Annotated in this window: 12 protein-coding genes; 7 read left to right on the forward strand and 5 right to left on the reverse strand. The window is 61.8% G+C overall.

Annotated elements, in window-relative coordinates; genetic code table 11:
• Positions 1 to 120 precede the first annotated feature (120 nt).
• Positions 121 to 2,052, forward strand: coding sequence for a methyl-accepting chemotaxis protein (locus tag V5B44_RS20440; RefSeq protein WP_332360896.1), 1,932 nt, complete (start codon positions 121 to 123; stop codon positions 2,050 to 2,052).
• 94 nt (positions 2,053 to 2,146) lie between these two features.
• Here the strand turns inward: V5B44_RS20440 and V5B44_RS20445 are convergent, their stop codons facing one another.
• Genes V5B44_RS20445 through V5B44_RS20460 form a run of 4 tightly spaced genes read right to left on the reverse strand, consistent with a single transcriptional unit; the run spans position 2,147 to position 6,681 of the window.
• Positions 2,147 to 3,370, reverse strand: a complete 1,224-nt coding sequence (locus V5B44_RS20445) for a multifunctional CCA addition/repair protein (protein WP_332360897.1) — start codon at positions 3,368 to 3,370, stop codon at positions 2,147 to 2,149.
• Positions 3,371 to 3,388: 18 nt separating this feature from the next.
• Complete coding sequence (locus V5B44_RS20450; RefSeq protein ID WP_332360898.1) at positions 3,389 to 3,673, reverse strand: glutathione S-transferase C-terminal domain-containing protein; 285 nt, start codon at positions 3,671 to 3,673, stop codon at positions 3,389 to 3,391.
• 46 nt (positions 3,674 to 3,719) lie between these two features.
• Positions 3,720 to 4,685, reverse strand: coding sequence for a complex I NDUFA9 subunit family protein (locus V5B44_RS20455; RefSeq protein WP_332360899.1), 966 nt, complete (start codon positions 4,683 to 4,685; stop codon positions 3,720 to 3,722).
• A gap of 40 nt (positions 4,686 to 4,725) precedes the next feature.
• Positions 4,726 to 6,681 carry a lytic transglycosylase domain-containing protein gene (locus V5B44_RS20460; RefSeq protein WP_332360900.1) on the reverse strand — a complete coding sequence of 652 codons (1,956 nt, stop codon included), beginning with the start codon at positions 6,679 to 6,681 and terminating at the stop codon, positions 4,726 to 4,728.
• Between the two features lie 45 nt (positions 6,682 to 6,726).
• On the opposite strand from V5B44_RS20460, the gene V5B44_RS20465 reads away from it, so the two are divergent.
• A complete protein-coding gene (locus tag V5B44_RS20465) occupies positions 6,727 to 7,350 on the forward strand; it encodes a 5-formyltetrahydrofolate cyclo-ligase (protein ID WP_332360901.1) in 624 nt (207 codons plus the stop codon).
• Between the two features lie 97 nt (positions 7,351 to 7,447).
• Here V5B44_RS20465 and V5B44_RS20470 read toward each other — a convergent pair whose 3' ends face one another.
• Entirely contained in the window at positions 7,448 to 8,290 is an 843-nt protein-coding gene (locus tag V5B44_RS20470; RefSeq protein WP_332360902.1) for an HDOD domain-containing protein, read from the reverse strand.
• 254 nt (positions 8,291 to 8,544) lie between these two features.
• Here V5B44_RS20470 and V5B44_RS20475 point away from each other — a divergent pair, with 254 nt between their 5' ends.
• The 5 genes from V5B44_RS20475 to dnaE all read left to right on the forward strand — a co-directional run bounded on the left by V5B44_RS20475 (position 8,545) and on the right by dnaE (position 17,501).
• Complete coding sequence (locus tag V5B44_RS20475; protein ID WP_332360903.1) at positions 8,545 to 10,716, forward strand: UvrD-helicase domain-containing protein; 2,172 nt, start codon at positions 8,545 to 8,547, stop codon at positions 10,714 to 10,716.
• Positions 10,717 to 10,924: 208 nt separating this feature from the next.
• The gene (locus tag V5B44_RS20480; RefSeq protein ID WP_332360904.1) at positions 10,925 to 11,899 is read left to right on the forward strand and encodes a quinone oxidoreductase family protein; all 975 of its coding nucleotides are present in this window, start codon (positions 10,925 to 10,927) and stop codon (positions 11,897 to 11,899) included.
• Complete coding sequence (locus V5B44_RS20485; RefSeq protein ID WP_332360905.1) at positions 11,899 to 13,242, forward strand: TAXI family TRAP transporter solute-binding subunit; 1,344 nt, start codon at positions 11,899 to 11,901, stop codon at positions 13,240 to 13,242. The genes V5B44_RS20480 and V5B44_RS20485 overlap by 1 nt, the downstream gene beginning before the upstream one ends.
• On the forward strand, positions 13,239 to 13,862 hold the full coding sequence (locus V5B44_RS20490) for a ParA family protein (protein ID WP_332360906.1): 624 nt from the start codon (positions 13,239 to 13,241) through the stop codon (positions 13,860 to 13,862). Before V5B44_RS20485 ends, V5B44_RS20490 begins: the two co-directional genes overlap by 4 nt.
• Before the next feature lie 168 nt (positions 13,863 to 14,030).
• A complete protein-coding gene (dnaE, locus tag V5B44_RS20495; RefSeq protein ID WP_332360907.1) occupies positions 14,031 to 17,501 on the forward strand; it encodes a DNA polymerase III subunit alpha in 3,471 nt (1,156 codons plus the stop codon).
• Positions 17,502 to 17,545: the final 44 nt, after the last annotated feature.

Here is a 17,545-nt window from a genome sequence, read left to right on the forward strand (position 1 = left end):
GCGGCGTTTAGTCGATTGCTCTAATATTGTCCCGCATAGGGTCAGAGTGACGTGAGTGATATTATGAATTGGTCCACGAATCAGCAGATCTGGGTACGATTGGTCGGAACGATCTGGGCAATGCTCTTCCTCTTGCTAAGTGCCATGATCATCTGGGCGTATGTCGAGCAAAAGGCTAATGCCGAGACCCAGGCGCGAGACTTTGCAGGCAGCGTCCACCAGATGACGATGGCTTCCCTTACCGGCATGATGATCACCGGTTCGATCGGGCAACGCGCCCTTTACCTTGAGCAGGTCAGGAATGCGGGTAGCATCCAGGCGCTGGAGGTGTTCCGCGGCGATCAGGTCACCAAGCAATTTGGGCCCGGCGCGTCGGATGAGCTCGCCACGGAAGCCGATGAACAGCAGGTGCTGGCGAGCGGCAAGCCCGTCTTTCAGCTCAACACCGACAAGGGCTTTCTCAAGGCGGTCATTCCGGCCGTGGCGCAAAAGGACTATCTCGGCAAGAATTGCCTGATGTGTCACCAGGTCCCCGAGGGTACCGTGCTTGGCGCAGTCAGCATGAAGATCTCGCTGGAAAAGGCAAACAGTCAGACTCGGCAGTTCGTTTCGATGTTTGCGGGTCTTGCGCTGCTGCTGAGCATCCCGTTCCTGCTCGTCGTCTTTCTGTTCATCCGGCGCTCGGTCACACGACCGCTTGCAAATGCGGTAGCGATTGCCGAGTTGGTGGCCGAAGGACGGCTCGATAACGATATCCGCATTACGTCGCACGATGAAACCGGCGCGCTGCTTGCGGCGCTAACCAAAATGCAGGACAAACTCCACGCTGTCCTGAAGGAAGTTGATGACTGCGGGCGCAACATGGGGCAATCGGCTTTCCAGGTTGCTGCAATTTCAAACGACATTGCTGACGTGAGCAGACAGCAAGAAGGCCACTCGGGCGAAGTGACAACTGCCATGCAGCAGGTGCACCAGATCTCCTCTGAGGTGCAGGCACAGGCGGTTGACGCAGCAGACCGCTCGGATCAAGTCGAAAAACTGGCACGAGAAGGGATCGATAACGTGCGGCAGAACATCGGCTCAATGGAAGAAACCACCTATCAGGTCAGCCGTGCATCGGTTGAAATTCAGGAACTGGAGCAATTTGCCCAGTTGATCCACAGCATTGTCAAGGTAATCAAGGAAATAGCCGGACAGACGAACCTGCTGGCACTGAATGCCGCTATTGAGGCTGCGCGTGCAGGAGAAGCGGGCCGTGGGTTTGCCGTTGTCGCGGACGAAGTGAGGAAGCTTGCCGAGCGCACTACCCGGTCGGCAACAGAAGTTAGCGAGATCATTGGGCAACTCTCCGGCAAGGTGCAACAGGTGGTTGCCACAATGAACGTCGTCGTCCAGAAGGTGAATATCACTCAGGAAGAGGCGCGGAAAACGGCCAATACCATGGAAGGGATTGCGATAACGGCCGTTGATACAGCAAGCGCTAACCAGAGGATTTCCTGTGTGAGCCAACAACAGGTGGACCAATTAGGATTGCTTAGATCAACTCTTGAAACCTTGTTTGCCGTATTGCGAGAGAGTGGGTGCAAAGTCAAGACGACGGCGGCAATAGGCGAAGACTTGCGAGCTGTTACCGGAAGGCTAAACGGCATCATGTCCGGCTTCACCTTCACAGGAGGGCTTGAAATCGAGGCTGCACAGCATGAGAAGCGTCGTGTGCCGCGGGCAAACAACAGCTTGCGTGTAAGGATTACACAGGGCGGCACAACGTTCGAAGCCGTGGCAAGCGATTTTTCCTTGAAGGGATTACGCCTCAGGCTCATCCAGCCGGTACGTGAACGCGAACAACTCGATCTTGCCGTCTACCTGCCCAATGACGACCTGGATCAATATGAAAAGCAAGAACCTTTGCGCATCAGAGGAAGCATAGCCTGGCAAAGGAAGGACGGGGAAAACTACCAATGCGGTGTGGAATTCCAGAACGTGGACGAGGCAAAAGCCAAGTCTATAAGAAGATGCTTTGAGTTCTACAACAAGAACGCCGAATTTGAGTAGGCCGCCGAAGACCACCCGTTGCAATCATCAAGGTTACCTTTGAATTCGTTATGCAAGGTTGTGATTGTCGCAAGTCGAGTTTTGGAGGCGCCGCTCAACTCCCGGATGCTGACTGTGCCCGTTTGACTGCAGCCACCCGAGCCTCGTGGATGCGCCCAGGGATCTGTCCTCCCTCGCTGCAACCGCGTGCGACAGTTGCGGCATCGACGTTGCGCACGGCGGCCAACGCTTGTCGCAAGATCGCTGGCGCAGCGTAAGGAACGTCGCGCCAGCCGAGGCGACCGTGAAAGTCACAGGCGCAGGCTGAGAGCAATTGCTCAAAGCGGTCTGGCCGGCGCAGGCCGTCCGTATTTTCCAGGAGTCTGACGATCGTTGCTGGTGCCAATTCGCGCGCCCGATGGATGTCGCCGTGGTAGCGAGCCACCAAAACAGCCAGCTCACGGCAGTCCACCGGCACCTTGAGTCGCGCACAGATCTGGCCTGCCAGCTCGACACTTCGCGCTTCATGACCCGGATGACGCGGCAGATCGGTGTCGGGCGTCGTACCCTTGCCGAGATCGTGCAGCAGCGCCGCCCAGCGGACCGGCAGAGCGCAACCGTTTTGCGCCGACAGATCGACGACCATCATCACATGCACGCCGGTATCAACCTCCGGGTGGCAGTCGGCGCGCTGTGGTACGCCGAACAGCCGGTCGAGTTCGGGCAGCAGGCGGGTCAGCGCGCCGCAGTCGCGCAGGACCTGGAACATCCGTGACGGCCGTGCTTCCATTAGACCCTTGGCGAGTTCCTGCCAGACGCGTTCGACAACCAGGTGGTTGACTTCACCGTCATCAACCATCCGGCGCATCAGAGACACGGTTTCCGGCGCAACGGTGAAATCCACGAAGCGAGCGGCAAAGCGGGCCAAGCGAAGGATGCGCACCGGGTCCTCGGTAAAGGCGGGACCGACATGACGGAGGACGCGCGCGGCCAGGTCGTCGACCCCGCGGTAGGGATCAATCAGCGAACCATCGGCAGCGCGCGCAATCGCGTTGATCGTCAGGTCGCGGCGGGCCAGATCATCGGCCAGGCTGACATCCGGTGCGGTATGAAAGGAAAAGCCCTGGTAGCCATGACCAGTCTTACGCTCGGTGCGCGCCAGCGCATACTCCTCATGCGTCCGCGGGTGCAGGAAGACCGGAAAATCCCTGCCCACCGGCCTGAAACCGCCGGCCAGCATCTCCTTCGGCGAGGCACCAACGACGACGTAATCTCGATCCTTGACCGGCAAGCCCAACAGTTCGTCACGGATCGCTCCGCCGACAGTGAAAATCTCCATGATCGCAGCAGCCAGCGCCTAGAGCGGCTCAGCCAGCGCCCCGACCTGCCATTCGCGCATTGCCGGCAGGGTTTCAACCCTGGCCTGCGCAACAGGTGGCAGGCTGACGTCATAGGGGAGAAAACGCCAGATCACCTGTGCGTACATGGCGTCAGCAATAGAGAACGGACCGAAAAGCAAAGAGCCACGGGCAGCAAAGCGACTTCGACAACTCTCCCAGATGCCAACTATGCGCGCGATATCGGCACCGACCTCCGGAGTGACTGCCTGGCCAGGCTTGCTGGCACGAAGTTCAATCGCCATCGGCTGACGCCGGGAGGGAAATCCGACCGGGCCCCTGGCGGTCCGCTCAACGACCGGCCCGATAGCGATAGCGGTCGAGGCGAAACTGTGGGAGCTCGGTCGTCGCCAGATAGGTGGGAGCCACCGCTTCCAGCGCCTTTGGCTGCCAGCCCGGGTAGTTGTGCAAGCCATCGCTGATGCTATCGACTTCCATCGAGCGCAGGTTATCGGGCGACAGCGGCGGATTCGGCAACAGCCACATCAGGCCCGCCTGCAGGTAGGCCCAGCCACCGGTTCCCAGATCGATGATCCGGGGTGATTTGCCAACGAGCTGTGCCGTGTAGTCCACCAGTTCGCGCAGGGTATAGACCTTTGGTCCGCACAGGTCGTAGGTCTGTCCAAACGTCGACTGATCGGTCAGGCAGTCGGCAAAGGCCTCGGCGACGTCACCGACATAGACGGGCTGAAAGCGTGCCTTGCCGCCGCCAAGAGGCAGGATCGGGAACAGCTTGATCAGCTTGGCAAACATGTTCAGAAAGGCGTCGTCAGGCCCGAAAATGACCGACGGACGAAAAACCGTGACGTCCAGCTCATCCATGGCAGCGCGCACCAGCGTCTCACCCTCGCCCTTCGAGCACAGGTACTCGGATGGCGCGTCGAGCGCAGCCTTGAGCGCGCTCATGTGGACCAGGCGACTAACCCCGCTTTCCCGCATCGCGGCGACGATCTTCCGCGGCAGATCCACATGTGCCGCAGCGAAGCCCTTGCCGTAGGGCAGGCGAGAATCGCTGTCGTGCAGAATGCCGACCAGATTGATCACCGCATCCTGTCCCTGCATCAGCTGGGCGAGGACGTTTGGATCATGAACGTTGGCCTCGACCATGCTGACAGTCGGCAGCATGATGAGCTTCTTGGTGTTTTCCCGATGACGGGTAGGTATCGTCACCCGCACGCCACGTTCCGAAAGGCGACTGGCAATCCAACCGCCGACAAAACCACTACCGCCAATCAACAGCACGTTCTCGAGTTCCATAGCATCCTACCGATGAAGTAAACGTCCGGGAAGCATCATTTTAAGGCAAATCCTCTCCCTTGACCTCGCCGCCGGTGCGTGGAGCGATAACGCCCAGTCGGCTCTTGAGGGTTTGCGGTTTGCCATCAAACAGGGCCGCGTAATAGAGGGAGTTGTTCATCACCTTTTTCACGTAATCGCGGGTTTCGGTGAAGGGAATGGTTTCGGCATAGACCGCACCCTCCAACGGACGGTCTGCACGCCACCTGCGCGCGCGCCCCGGTCCGGCGTTGTAGGCGGCCGAGGCAAGTACCGGGTGATTGTCGAGACTTTCAAGGACCAGGCGCATGTAGGTGGTACCCAGAAGCAGGTTGGTTTCGGTGTCGTTGACCCTGCCCTGATGGAAATCCTTGAGACCGATCTTGTTGGCCACCCATTTGGCGGTCGCCGGCATCAGCTGCATCAGGCCGGAAGCACCCACAGGCGACTTTGCGCTGGTGATGAAGCGGCTTTCCTGGCGCATCAGACCATAAACCCAGGCGTCGTCAAGCGCCTGATTCTGAGCAGCCGGTCGAACCTGGTCGCCATACGGCGCCAGGTAGCGCAACGAGTAGTCGTGTTCGGTGCGAGTGCGGTCGGCGGCCGCAATCGCTCGGTCGTAATTGCCCGCGCGCAGGGCAATCTCGGATGCCGCCAGGAGTTCCCTGTCGCTCATCCCGCGCAAAGCCCAGTTCCATTCCCTGACGCCCTCCGTACGCAGGTTGAGGCGAAAGAAGGCCTGAGCACGTTGGACCCCAGGGATCGCGCTGACCTGCAACAGTTCTTCCCTGCTCGGGGGCGACGCCTTGGGCGGTGTCATGGTTGTCCGGCCCAGTTCATCATTCGCCAGACTACCGTAGAAGTCCGGCTGTCCAGCGATCCGGGCGAAGAGCGCGTTGGCCTCTTCGAGCCGTCCGCCGGCACGGTAAGCGCGGCCCAGCCAATAGACCCAGGCCGACTGCGCGGCGAGCGCGGGAGGCATTTTCTCTATCGTCGAGCGGACGCTGCCCCAGTCCTGCGCCCGCAGTGCCGCGCGGACCTTCCACGCCGCTGCGTCATCCGAAAGGGCGATATCACCGGCCTGCCGGTACCACTCCATCGCTTCCGCCAGATGCCGCTGCGCCGCCTGCCAACCGATCTGACTCCATGCCCAGGATTTCTCGCCGGTCTTCAGCGACGGCGCGATCCTTTCGAGTTGATCTGCCGCCATGCGCGGGTCGTTGCGCGCAATGCGCTGGATGGCCAGCGTCGCCAGTTCGCGCTGCATGCGGTTAGCCGAGAAATCGCTCGGCAATTTGATGAGCCAGGGCAGCGGCGTGTCCGCGACGGTCTGGGCCAGCTTCTTGTCGGGCGCCTGGCTGGCTGGCAGGTAGTTCATGGTGTAGATGGCTGCCGATATCTTGTTGGCTTCGAACTGGCGTCGGATGCGCGCCCATACCGCGTCGGCCAGCACGCGCTTCTCGAGGATCAGCGCTTCAAGGACCGGGTAGCAGGGCTCCGGCGGTTCGAGCAGGGTCAGCCAGAGTGGCAAGGCGGCGTCGAGCACGCTTGCATCACCCTGTGCCTGCCGGCTCTGCAGCGCATAACAGGCCAGGTCCTGATCAGGCTGTGCGAGCCGTGGAAACTCGGCATCAAACGCTGCCCACTGCTGCTTCCGGGCGAGCTGGCGGAGCCAGTCTACGCGAAGCTTCTCGGCCAAATAGGTGTTTTCGTGGCGGGCCAGAAAGGTGCCAACAGTCGCTGGCTCGCTATCCTTCAGATCAAGCAGGAGCTGCCAGTATTCAACGTAGGGGTCAAGCTCATGGCCCTGCAGCGAGGAAGCAAGACGCTCCAGTCTGGCCCGATCGCCGGCTCTGGCAGCGTCGCGCGCGACCAGGAATTGCTCGTCGGCGGTCAGCGCAAGGGCAACGGCCGGGCCCAGAAAGAGGTGGAGGTGGAGGTGGATGAGGACGAGGAGGATTGCGCGGCGGAACTTCATGATAAGCTGGGATTCTTGTAAAAACACTGCGTTTCAGCATACCACATGGCTGCTCGGTTGACGCCTGCAATCAATGCCGAAAGCTGCGCAAGCACTCGCTTCGCTGACCGATGCGCGCTGCGCAAGGCGCTGATCGAGCGCCGGCGCGCCCTGTCCGCAGAGGACTGTGTCGGCCTCTCGAACAGAATCTGTGCGCTCCTGCAGGCGGCCTTCCCGGAGTTCTCGGGCATGCGGGTCGCCTTTTGCTGGCCGTTCAAGCAGGAGCCGGACCTCAGGCCGCTGATCGAAAGCTGGTTCAGGGCGGGCAAGAAGGGCTTCACCGCATTGCTGCCGGTGGTGATCGATGAGCATCGGGCGCTGGTCTTTCGCGCTTGGTCGCCGGCTATGTTGATGGTCAGCGACCACTACGGCATTCCGGCACCGGCGGCGGGCGATTTCCTGATCCCCGAGGTGGTGCTGATCCCGGTCAATGGCTTCGATGCCGCGGGCTACCGCATCGGCTACGGCGGCGGTTATTTCGACCGCACGCTGGCGTCGCTCTCCCCCCGTCCGGTCGCAGTCGGCGTCGGCTTCGAACTGGCACGACTGGACTCGATCTGCCCTGAGCCGCACGATCAACCGCTCGATGCGATGGTCACCGAGGCCGGCGTCTTTCGGCCATCCAGATAGTCATCTCCCCGTTCGGCGCCGCTGGAGGCCAGCGGCTGGCCAAGCCTGAGATAGCCCCGTTCGGTCGTGGCAACCGGCAGGCGGTCGCTGACTTCGCTCAGCCGACCATCGTCGTCAGATCTTCGCGCAGGTCGCAGTATTCGTCTTCCTGCAGACCCAGATGATCGAGCGCCCGATCTCCCATTCTTTCCCAGCTGCTGTTGCTGCGCAGGCGGAAGTACTCGTCATGAAAATGCTCGGCCAGGGCGTTGATGGCAATCAACGTCAGTGCCTGCGAGCTGACGACTTCCTTGTCATCGAAGACCGAGGGGTCGTGGTGGTAGAGAATCCCTTCACAAATGGCCTCGGGCAGGAACCATCCCTTGGCTACCAGATAGCCAAGCGTCGCATGATCGGTGGCGTGACGCTCCTCCTCCACGGCCGTGAAGGGTCGGTCGCTGAGCTTTTCTGCAAGCGCCAGAGTCTGCCGGTAATCCGGAAACTTCTGCATCAGGATTGGAATGCCGACGTCGTGGAAGAGGCCGAAGCAGTAGGCCTCGTCCCGAGGGCCTCGGGGAATGGACAACGAAATGTGGCTGGCGATGCCAGCCACTTTCTCGGCACTGTCCCAGAAGCGTTCCAGGGATCCCGCCTTGCCGGCAATAGCAGTTTTCAGCACGAGGCCGGTGACGATCTGCGCGGCCGACCGCATGCCGAGCAGGCTGACCGCCTGTGCGACCGAGCTGATCCTGCGGGACAGGCCAAAGAACGGGGAGTTCACCGTTTTCAGTACGGCCGCCGAGAGGCCAACATCGCCGCTGACCAGACGAACGATGACCCGCGGGTCGGGGTCGTCTCTTGTGAGTTCGTTTTCAAGTTGCACCAGCACCTGGGGCCTGGCTGGAATCGAGATGCCTGTCAGCGTTCTCTTGATAACCTCCGGTGGTAGCAACTTCGACATTTCTTTCCTCGCCATGTGGCGGTGTCGTCACCGCCAGGAGACCCCGCATCCAGCCTGATGCCGCGCCTGTTCCGACCACCGCCGGCAGCCTTCTTGCTCCCGGCCACCCGAAGCTGACCAAATCCATGTCCATCGAAGGCCTATTTCTGGTGCCAGCCGCATTGTAATCAGCAATCGCCAGCCCTGTCACGCGAAGCTTCCGGCTACGTCACGGCGGATATAATCGTGCCTACTCCGCCAGGGAATCCTGATCCATGTCCGATCTGCTCGCCAATCTTAATGCGCCACAACTCGCAGCGGTCACGTTGCCGCCGCAGCACGCCCTGATTCTTGCCGGTGCCGGCAGCGGCAAGACGCGCGTGCTGACCACCCGCATTGCCTGGCTGATCTCGACCGGACAGGTCGGCCCGCAGGGTATTCTGGCGGTGACCTTCACCAACAAGGCGGCAAAGGAAATGCTGTCGCGCCTGGCGGCGATGCTGCCGATCAACACGCGCGGGATGTGGATCGGTACCTTTCACGGTCTCTGCAACCGCTTCCTGCGGGCACACCACCGCGAAGCAGGGCTGCCCGCGCAGTTTCAGATTCTCGATTCGGCCGACCAGCTGGCGGCGATCAAGCGCCTGCTGAAAACCCTCAACGTCGATGACCAGAAGTACCCGCCACGCGAGTTGATGCATTTCATCAATGCGCACAAGGAACAGGGCCTTCGTGCCGCCCAGGCGGAAGCCTATGACCACTACACCAGCCGCCGCGTTGAACTGTACACCGAGTATGAGGCGCAGTGCCGGCGTGAGGGCGTGGTCGACTTCGCCGAGTTGCTGCTGCGCTCATACGAGCTGCTGCAACGAAACGAGCCGCTCTGCCAGCACTATCAGGCGCGTTTTCGGCACATCCTGGTCGACGAGTTCCAGGACACCAACCGCCTCCAGTATGCCTGGCTGAAACTGCTGGCCGGCCGCGGCAGCGTGACCCCCGAGGCGCCGCCGGCGTGCATTTTCGCGGTCGGCGACGACGACCAGTCGATCTACGCTTTTCGCGGTGCCGAGATCGGCAACATGCGCGACCTGCAACGCGAGTTCGAGTTGGCGAACGTGATCCGTCTGGAACAGAACTATCGTTCGCATGGCAATATCCTCGACGCAGCCAACGCGCTGATCAAACAAAACCGTGGTCGCCTCGGCAAGAACTTGTGGACTGAAGCCGGCGCTGGCGAGCCGATCCGGGTTTTCGAGGCCTATTCGGATGTCGATGAGTCGCGTTTCATCGTCGACGAGGTTGCGGAACTCGTCCGCGAGGGTGTTCCCCGTCATCAGATTGCCCTGCTTTATCGCTCGAACGCGCAGTCACGCGTCCTTGAGCATCACCTGTTCACGGTAGGCGTGCCGTACCGCGTGCATGGTGGCCTTCGCTTCTTCGATCGGCAGGAGATCAAGCATGCGCTCGCCTACCTGCGCCTGATCGCCAATCCGGATGACGATACGGCCTTTGCCAGGGTGGTCAATTTTCCAACTCGCGGTATCGGCACGCGCAGCATCGAGGCGCTCCAGGAGGCGGCGCATGCTGCCAATTCGAGCCTTTACAACGCCGCCGCGAGCCTTGCCGGCAAGGCCGGGACGTCAGTCGCCAGGTTCGCCCGCTTGATCGAAGCCCTGCGTGCCGACACGCAGGCCCTTCTCCTGCCGGAAATGATCGATCACGTGATCGAGGCAAGCGGCCTGCGCCAGCACTATCTGGCCGACAGGGAGGGCCAGGACCGACTCGAGAACCTTGACGAACTGATCAATGCGGCAGCCGCTTTCCTGCACGAAGAAGGGGATCCAATCGATGATGGCGAGGCCACGCTGGATGGCGGGCCGCTCGCTTCCTTTCTGGCGCATGCCTCGCTGGAGGCTGGCGAGCACCAGGCTGGCGAGGGAGAGGAAGCAGTGCAGTTGATGACCGTCCATGCTGCCAAGGGGCTGGAGTTCGACGTCGTCTTCATCACAGGTCTCGAACAGGGTCTTTTCCCGCACGAGAACGCAGCACAGGAGCGCGACGGGCTGGAGGAGGAGCGACGGCTGCTGTACGTGGCCGTTACCCGCGCCCGTCACCGTCTCTATCTGAGCCACGCGCAGACCCGCTTGCTGCACGGACAGACGCGCTACTGCCTGCCTTCGAGTTTTCTCGACGAACTGCCGGCAACGCTGCTGCGCAAGACCAACCGGGGAGCCACCGCCGCCACGCCGGCCGCGAGCGCTGGCTGGCAACCACCAGCCGTCGCCGGCGGTCTGCGGATTGGCCAGAATGTCCGCCATGCCAAGTTCGGTCTCGGGGTCATCGTGTCTACCGAAGGCTCAGGGCCGGAAGCCCGCGTACAGGTCAATTTCGGCACCAGCGGCATGAAGTGGCTGGCGCTCGAGTACGCCCGGCTGACGCCGGCCTGACGCAGGCCGAGAACGAACGGACAGGAGCGGACGCCCAGCTCACGCCATGACGAATGTCTGGGGTGTTTGCCCACCGTTCGTGTGGATAAGCCTGTGGAAGACCTGGCTGCAGAGAAGGCAAGTGGCGGCCAGCGATGGCTTTTTTGCGCTTGCCTAGAAAGCGGGCGCGACACTAGACTGTCGCGTTACGTAAAGTGAGGAGATCGTGATGCCATTTGCCATTCGTATTCATCAGACCGGTGGCCCCGAAGTCATGTGCTGGGAAGAAATGGAAGTCGGCGATCCGGCACCCGGTGAGGCACGCGTGCGTCACCAGGCCGTCGGTCTCAACTACATCGACATCTACCATCGCAGCGGCCTTTATCCGCTGCAGTTACCGAATGGCCTCGGCCTGGAGGCTGCCGGCGTGGTCGAGGCCGTCGGCGCCGGGGTCAGCGAGCTTTGCCCGGGTGATCGCGTTGCCTATGCGGGTGGTCCGGTCGGAGCCTACAGCCAGGTGCGCTGCCTGCCCGCCGACCGGCTGCTGAAGCTGTCGGATGCGGTGGACTTTCGCACGGCAGCGGCGATGATGTTGCAGGGCCTGACCAGTGCCTATCTGCTGCGCCGCACCTATCGCGTGCAGCCCGGTGACTTCGTGCTGATCCATGCCGCAGCGGGCGGCGTTGGCCTGATCGCCTGCCAGTGGGCAAAGGCGCTCGGGGCAACGGTGATCGGCACCGTTTCTGGCCCGGCCAAGGCGGCGCTGGCGGCCGCGCATGGCTGCGACCACGTGATCGACTATACGCACGAAAACTTTCCTCGCCGGGTACGTGAAATCACCGCCGGCGAGGGAGTGGCAGTGGTCTACGATGGAGTTGGCAAGGACACCTTTGCGGGCTCGCTTGACAGCCTGCGAACCTGCGGCATGCTCGTCAGTTTCGGCAACGCATCGGGTCCGGTCCCGCCATTCGACCCGCTGCTGCTGTCGCAGAAAGGCTCGCTGTTCCTGACCCGGCCGACGCTGATGCATTATACGGCCAGGCGCGGTGACCTGGTGGCGCTGGGCGCCGAGCTGTTCGACGTGGTCGGCTCGGGCAAGGTGAGAGTCGAGATCAATCAGACTTACCCGCTGGTCGAAGTGGCCACCGCGCATCGCGACCTCGAAGCACGCAGGCATACCGGATCGACGATCCTGCTGCCCTGATGGAGCGTTTGCGTGCCCGGCTGGTCGCTCTCCGTTACATGCTGGCGACGGCATGGCCGATCGTCCTCATCACGGCAATCGGTTTCATCGTCGCCTATCAGTTCGTCGCGCCAGAGCCGCCCCGGCGCATAACGATCACCACCGGCAGCGAAGCCGGCGCCTATTATGCCTATGCCCGGCGCTATGCGTCCGTGCTGGCTGCGAGGGGCATCACGCTCGAGGTGATGACATCGGCGGGTTCGCACCAGAACCTCGAGCGCCTCGAGAAAGGTGAAGCTGACGTTGCTTTCGTGCAGGGGGGGATTGGTGCCAGGGCATCCAGCGACGACGACGATGAACCCGGCCCCCTGCGTTCGCTCGGCAGCGTGGCCTACGAGCCCGTGTGGGTCTTCTATCGCGGCGAGCAGCGAGTCGATAAGCTGTATCAACTCGCCGGCCGGCGCGTCGCCGTCGGCGAGGACGGCAGTGGTATTCGGGGTCTCGCGCTGCAGTTGCTCGAGGCCAACGATATCAAGCCCGACAGCCCCGATCTGCTGCCGCTGGCTGGGCTGACCGCAGCCGAGGCGCTGCAGCAGAGCGAGATCGACGCGGCCTTCATTGTCGCCGCTCAGGAAGCGCCTGTCGTCCAGGTCATGCTGCGTTCGCCGGGACTGCGGGTGGTCGGCTTGAGCCAGGCCGACGCCTATCTGCGCCGTTTCCCTTTTCTGTCGAAGGTCGTGCTGCCGCGTGGGGTCGTTGATCTGGTACGCGATGTGCCACCGCGAGATACGGCGCTGCTGGCAACCACGGCCAATGTCATCGTTCGCGACGATCTGCATCCGGCGTTGGCCAGTCTGTTGCTGCAGGCAATGACCGAGGTTAACGGCAGGGGCGGTTTTTTCCAGCGTGCCGGCGAATTCCCGGCTTACAAGGATCAGAGCTTTCCCCTGTCGACCGACGCTGCGCGCTATTACCAGTCCGGGCCACCCTTCCTGCAGCGCTATCTGCCTTTCTGGCTGGCGGTGCTCGTCGAGCGCCTGTTCGTGATGATCCTGCCGCTGGTCATGGTCCTGCTGCCACTGTTGAAATTCGCGCCGGCAATCTACAGTTGGCGAGTACGTTCGAAGATTGTCCGTTGCTACGGTGATCTGAAGTTCCTCGAAAATGATGTCCGCCAGCACTACAACCCGCCACAGCATCAGGAGTACGTGGCCCACCTTGAGCGCATCGAGAACACAGCCAGCACACTCAATATTCCACTGGCCTTCAGCGATCTGCTTTACACTCTGCGGGAGCACATCAACCTGGTTCGTGAGGAGCTTCACCTGCTCGCCACGACTCATGACAAGGACCAAGAACAATGAAATCCTTCCTGATTGCGAATCCAAAAGGGGGTTCCGGAAAATCAACACTGGCGGTCAATCTGGCTGGTCACCTCGCGCGCAGCGGACACCGGGTAATGCTTGGTGACGTCGATCGCCAGCAGTCCTCGCGGGAATGGCTGCGGTTGCGGCCATCGGTCCTGCCTACGATTCGCAGTTGGGAGATCGAGCCCGGGAAAACCGCCAAACCACCCAAAGGTACCACCCACGTCATCCTCGATACCCCGGCGGGTTTGCACGGCAAGGCGCTCGACACCGTGATCAAACAGGTGAATCGGGTCCTCGTCCCGGTACAACCGTCGCTGTTCGACATTCTGGCGACGCGCGATTTTCTCGAGGTGCTGCTGGCAGAAAAAGCGGTACGCAACGAACAAGCCTTCGTTGCCGTGGTCGGCATGCGCGTCGATCCGCGTACCCGTGCGGCGGCCGAGCTCGAACGCTTTCTCGCCAAGTACGACCTGCCGGTCCTCACCCATCTGCGCACAACACAGCTCTACGTGCAGACAACCATGCATGGGATGACGATGTTCGACCTCTCGGCATCGCGCGCGGCCAGAGACATGGAGCAGTGGCAGGCGATCATCGACTGGGTGAATAGCTAGGCTGCTGCAGGCCGGCCAACCGGGTCGATTCCCGGTCGCCGGCGGGTACTGCAGCCCGGCGGCCAGGCGTGGGTGAGCGCCCGCAGACGGTGGCCGAAGCCGGCAACCGCCATGACTTCAGGTCGCGATCACCGTCTCCAGCCAGCCCCCTGGGGGTAGAATGCCCGGATGCCTGAAACCCCCTTTATCCATCTTCGCCTGCACAGTGAGTACTCGGTCACCGACGGCATCGTCCGTCTTGGCGATGCCGTCGCTCGTGCTGCCAGCTACGGCATGCCGGCCCTGGCGCTGACCGACCTCGCCAATCTGTTCGGTCTGGTCAAGTTCTATTCGTCGGCGCGCAGCAAGGGCGTCAAACCGCTGCTCGGCAGCGATGTCTTCATCGCTAACGAGACCGAGCCCGATCGCCCCTATCGCCTGTTGCTGCTCTGTCGGTCGCGACAGGGTTATCTGCAGCTCTGCGAATTACTGTCGCGTGCCTATCTTGCGCCGCGTGTTCGCGGGCGGGCCGAGATCACCCGCCGAATGCTGCAGGATGTCGGTGTCGATGGACTGATCGCGCTCTCCGGCGGCATTGCCGGCGACGTCGGCGAAGCTCTGTTGCAGGGAAATCGAGATCAGGCGGCGACCCGCGCCGAACGTTGGGAGGCACTCTTTCGTGGCGCCTTCTACCTTGAAGTGCAGCGCTATGGACAGGCGCAGCAGGAGGCGCTGGTCGCTGCCACCGCGGATCTGGCGGCGGAACTGGAATTGCCGCTGGTCGCCACGCATCCGATCCAGTTTCTCGAACGTGATGACTTCAAGGCGCACGAAGCACGGGTCTGTATTGCCGAGGGCTACATGCTCGGTGATGCCCGGCGCCCACGCCTGTATACCGAGGAGCAGTACTTCAAGTCGGCCGACGAAATGACGGTACTGTTTGCCGATCTGCCCGTGGCGCTCGAGAACTCAGTGGAAATCGCCAAGCGCTGCAATCTGCAGATTACGCTGGGCACGAGCTACCTGCCGGACTTTCCGACGCCCGATGGAGTGACGCTTGACGATTTCCTTCGTCACGAAGCCGCAAGGGGCCTGGAAATCCGCCTGCAGCAGCTCTTTCCAGACCCTGTCGAACGAGCAACTCAGCGCCCCGCCTACGACGCTCGGTTGCAGCTCGAAACCGATACCATCGTGCAGATGGGATTCCCCGGCTACTTCCTGATCGTTGCCGATTTCATCAACTGGGCCAAGCACAACGGCTGTCCCGTGGGGCCGGGACGCGGTTCAGGCGCCGGTTCGGTGGTCGCCTACGCTCTCGGAATCACCGACCTTGATCCGCTGCGCTACGCGCTGCTCTTCGAGCGCTTCCTCAACCCCGAGCGGGTGTCGATGCCGGACTTCGACATCGATTTCTGCCAGGACAACCGCTGGCGGGTCATCGAGTACGTGCGCCAGAAATACGGTGCGGCGGCAGTTTCACAGATTGTCACTTTCGGTACCATGTCGTCGAAGGCGGTCATTCGCGACGTCGGTCGCGTGCTCGACCTGCCGTACAACTTCTGCGACCAGCTGTCCAAACTGATCCCGGTCGAAACCAACAAGCCGCTGTCACTGGCCAAAGCAATCGCCGCCGAGCCGCAACTCAAGGCCAGGATCCAAGACGAGGAAGAAGTCAGAGACCTCTTCGACCTGGCCGCCCGCCTCGAAGATCTGACGCGCAACGTCGGCATGCACGCCGGCGGGGTTCTGATCGCCCCGGGCAAGCTCACCGACTTCTGCCCGGTCTACTCGGCCGATGGCGGCGGCTCAGTGGTTTCCCAGTACGACAAGGACGACGTCGAGAAGGTCGGGCTGGTGAAATTCGACTTCCTCGGCCTGCGCAACCTGACGATCATCAAGCTGGCGGTCGACTACGTCGAGAAGCTGAGCGGCGAACGTCCCGATCTGGCAGCGCTCTCCTTCGACGATCCGAAGGCTTACCAGATCCTCAAGGATGGCAACACGACGGCGATCTTCCAGGTTGAATCGGAGGGCATGAAGAAGCTGGTCAGGAAGCTCGCGCCGGACCGCTTCGAGGACATCATCGCGGTGCTCGCACTTTACCGGCCGGGCCCGCTCGGTTCGGGAATGGTCGACGACTTCATCCTGCGCAAGAAGGGTCAGCAGAAGATCGATTACTACATCGACGATCTGAAGGTCTGTCTCGAACCCACCTACGGCGTCATCGTCTATCAGGAACAGGTGATGCAGATTGCGCAGATCATCGGCGGCTACACGCTCGGCGCCGCCGATCTCCTGCGCCGCGCGATGGGCAAGAAGAAGGCCGAGGAAATGGCGCTGCACCGTGACCTGATGCGCGACGGGGCGAGCAGGAAGGGCTACGACGAGAAGCTGGCGATGCAGCTTTTCGACCTCATGGAAAAGTTCGCCGAGTATGGCTTCAACAAGTCGCATACTGCCGCCTACGCTGTTGTCACCTACCACACCGCCTGGCTGAAGGCGCACCATTGCGCCGCCTTCATGGCAGCCACGCTGTCGTCCGACATGGACGTCACCGACACGGTCAAGATCTTTCACGACGACGCCATCGCCAACGGCCTGCGAATCCTCGGTCCGGACGTGAACGCTTCCGAATACCGCTTCACACCGGTTGACCGAGGCACGATTCGTTACGGTCTCGGGGCGGTCAAGGGAACCGGCGAACAGGCGGTCACCGCGATCCTCAAAGCGCGCGAGGCGGGTGGTCCGTTCAAGGACCTGTTCGATTTCTGCCGGCGCGCCGACAAGCGGCTGGTCAACCGACGCACGATCGAAGCGCTGATTCGTGCCGGCGCCTTCGATCTGCTCGACGACCATCGCGCCCGTCTGATCGCCTCGGTCGGCGTTGCCATGGACGCTGCCGAGCAGGCCGAGCGCAACGCCATGCAGGTCAGCCTGTTCGATATCTTCGAGGCAAGCGACGACGGCGGCGAGCATGGCCCGCAATACGTCGAAGTGCCGCGCTGGAGCGAAAGACAGCAGCTGAATGAAGAGAAACTGGCACTCGGCTTCTACTTCTCTGGCCACCCCTTCCATGGCGTTCAGGCCGAGGTGTCCCGCTTCGTTCGCAGGCCGCTGGCGGCGCTCGAAGCCCGCAAGGAAACGCAGTTGCTGGCTGGCCTGGTGGTCGGCGTACGCAGCAAGTTCACGGCGCGCGGCAAGATGGCGTTTATCCAGATAGACGACGGCACCAGTGCGCTCGAAGTCTCGGTGTTCAATGAACTGCTGGAAGCCGAGCGGAGCAAGATCAGGGAAGACGAGGTGCTGATCATCGAAGGCCGCGTGCAGCGTGACGACTTCGCCGGCGAAGGCCGGGTGAAAATCATCGCCGAACGGCTATTGACGCTTGCGGAAGCGCGCGGCCGGTTTGCCCGCCATCTTCGCCTGTCGCTCAATGGCCAGGCCAGCGGTAGCAACGCGCGCACCGCTGCGCACCGCCTGCGCACGCTGCTGGCACCTTATACGCCGGGAGATTGCCCGGTCAGACTGGCGTATCACAACGGTGATGCGATCTGCGAGCTGGCTTTTGGCGACGCCAGTCGTGTCCGCCTTGAAGACGATCTGTTGACGGCATTGCGCGAATGGTTGAGCAGCGACAATGTCAGTGTGGACTATCTTTGAGATCGCTTTCCCGGCCGGAAATTGCCTGCTGCTCTCGGCGCAGC

The organism is Candidatus Accumulibacter necessarius (genome assembly GCF_036625085.1).

Coding starts and splice junctions, on each gene's coding strand:
- V5B44_RS20450 (WP_332360898.1), bottom strand. CDS start 3,673: ATGGCGATTGAACTTCGTGCCAGCAAGCCTGGCCAGGCAGTCACTCCG.
- V5B44_RS20440 (WP_332360896.1), top strand. CDS start 121: ATGCTCTTCCTCTTGCTAAGTGCCATGATCATCTGGGCGTATGTCGAG.
- V5B44_RS20460 (WP_332360900.1), bottom strand. CDS start 6,681: ATGAAGTTCCGCCGCGCAATCCTCCTCGTCCTCATCCACCTCCACCTC.
- V5B44_RS20465 (WP_332360901.1), top strand. CDS start 6,727: ATGGCTGCTCGGTTGACGCCTGCAATCAATGCCGAAAGCTGCGCAAGC.
- V5B44_RS20480 (WP_332360904.1), top strand. CDS start 10,925: ATGCCATTTGCCATTCGTATTCATCAGACCGGTGGCCCCGAAGTCATG.
- V5B44_RS20455 (WP_332360899.1), bottom strand. CDS start 4,685: ATGGAACTCGAGAACGTGCTGTTGATTGGCGGTAGTGGTTTTGTCGGC.
- V5B44_RS20445 (WP_332360897.1), bottom strand. CDS start 3,370: ATGGAGATTTTCACTGTCGGCGGAGCGATCCGTGACGAACTGTTGGGC.
- V5B44_RS20490 (WP_332360906.1), top strand. CDS start 13,239: ATGAAATCCTTCCTGATTGCGAATCCAAAAGGGGGTTCCGGAAAATCA.
- V5B44_RS20475 (WP_332360903.1), top strand. CDS start 8,545: ATGTCCGATCTGCTCGCCAATCTTAATGCGCCACAACTCGCAGCGGTC.
- V5B44_RS20470 (WP_332360902.1), bottom strand. CDS start 8,290: ATGTCGAAGTTGCTACCACCGGAGGTTATCAAGAGAACGCTGACAGGC.
- dnaE (WP_332360907.1), top strand. CDS start 14,031: ATGCCTGAAACCCCCTTTATCCATCTTCGCCTGCACAGTGAGTACTCG.
- V5B44_RS20485 (WP_332360905.1), top strand. CDS start 11,899: ATGGAGCGTTTGCGTGCCCGGCTGGTCGCTCTCCGTTACATGCTGGCG.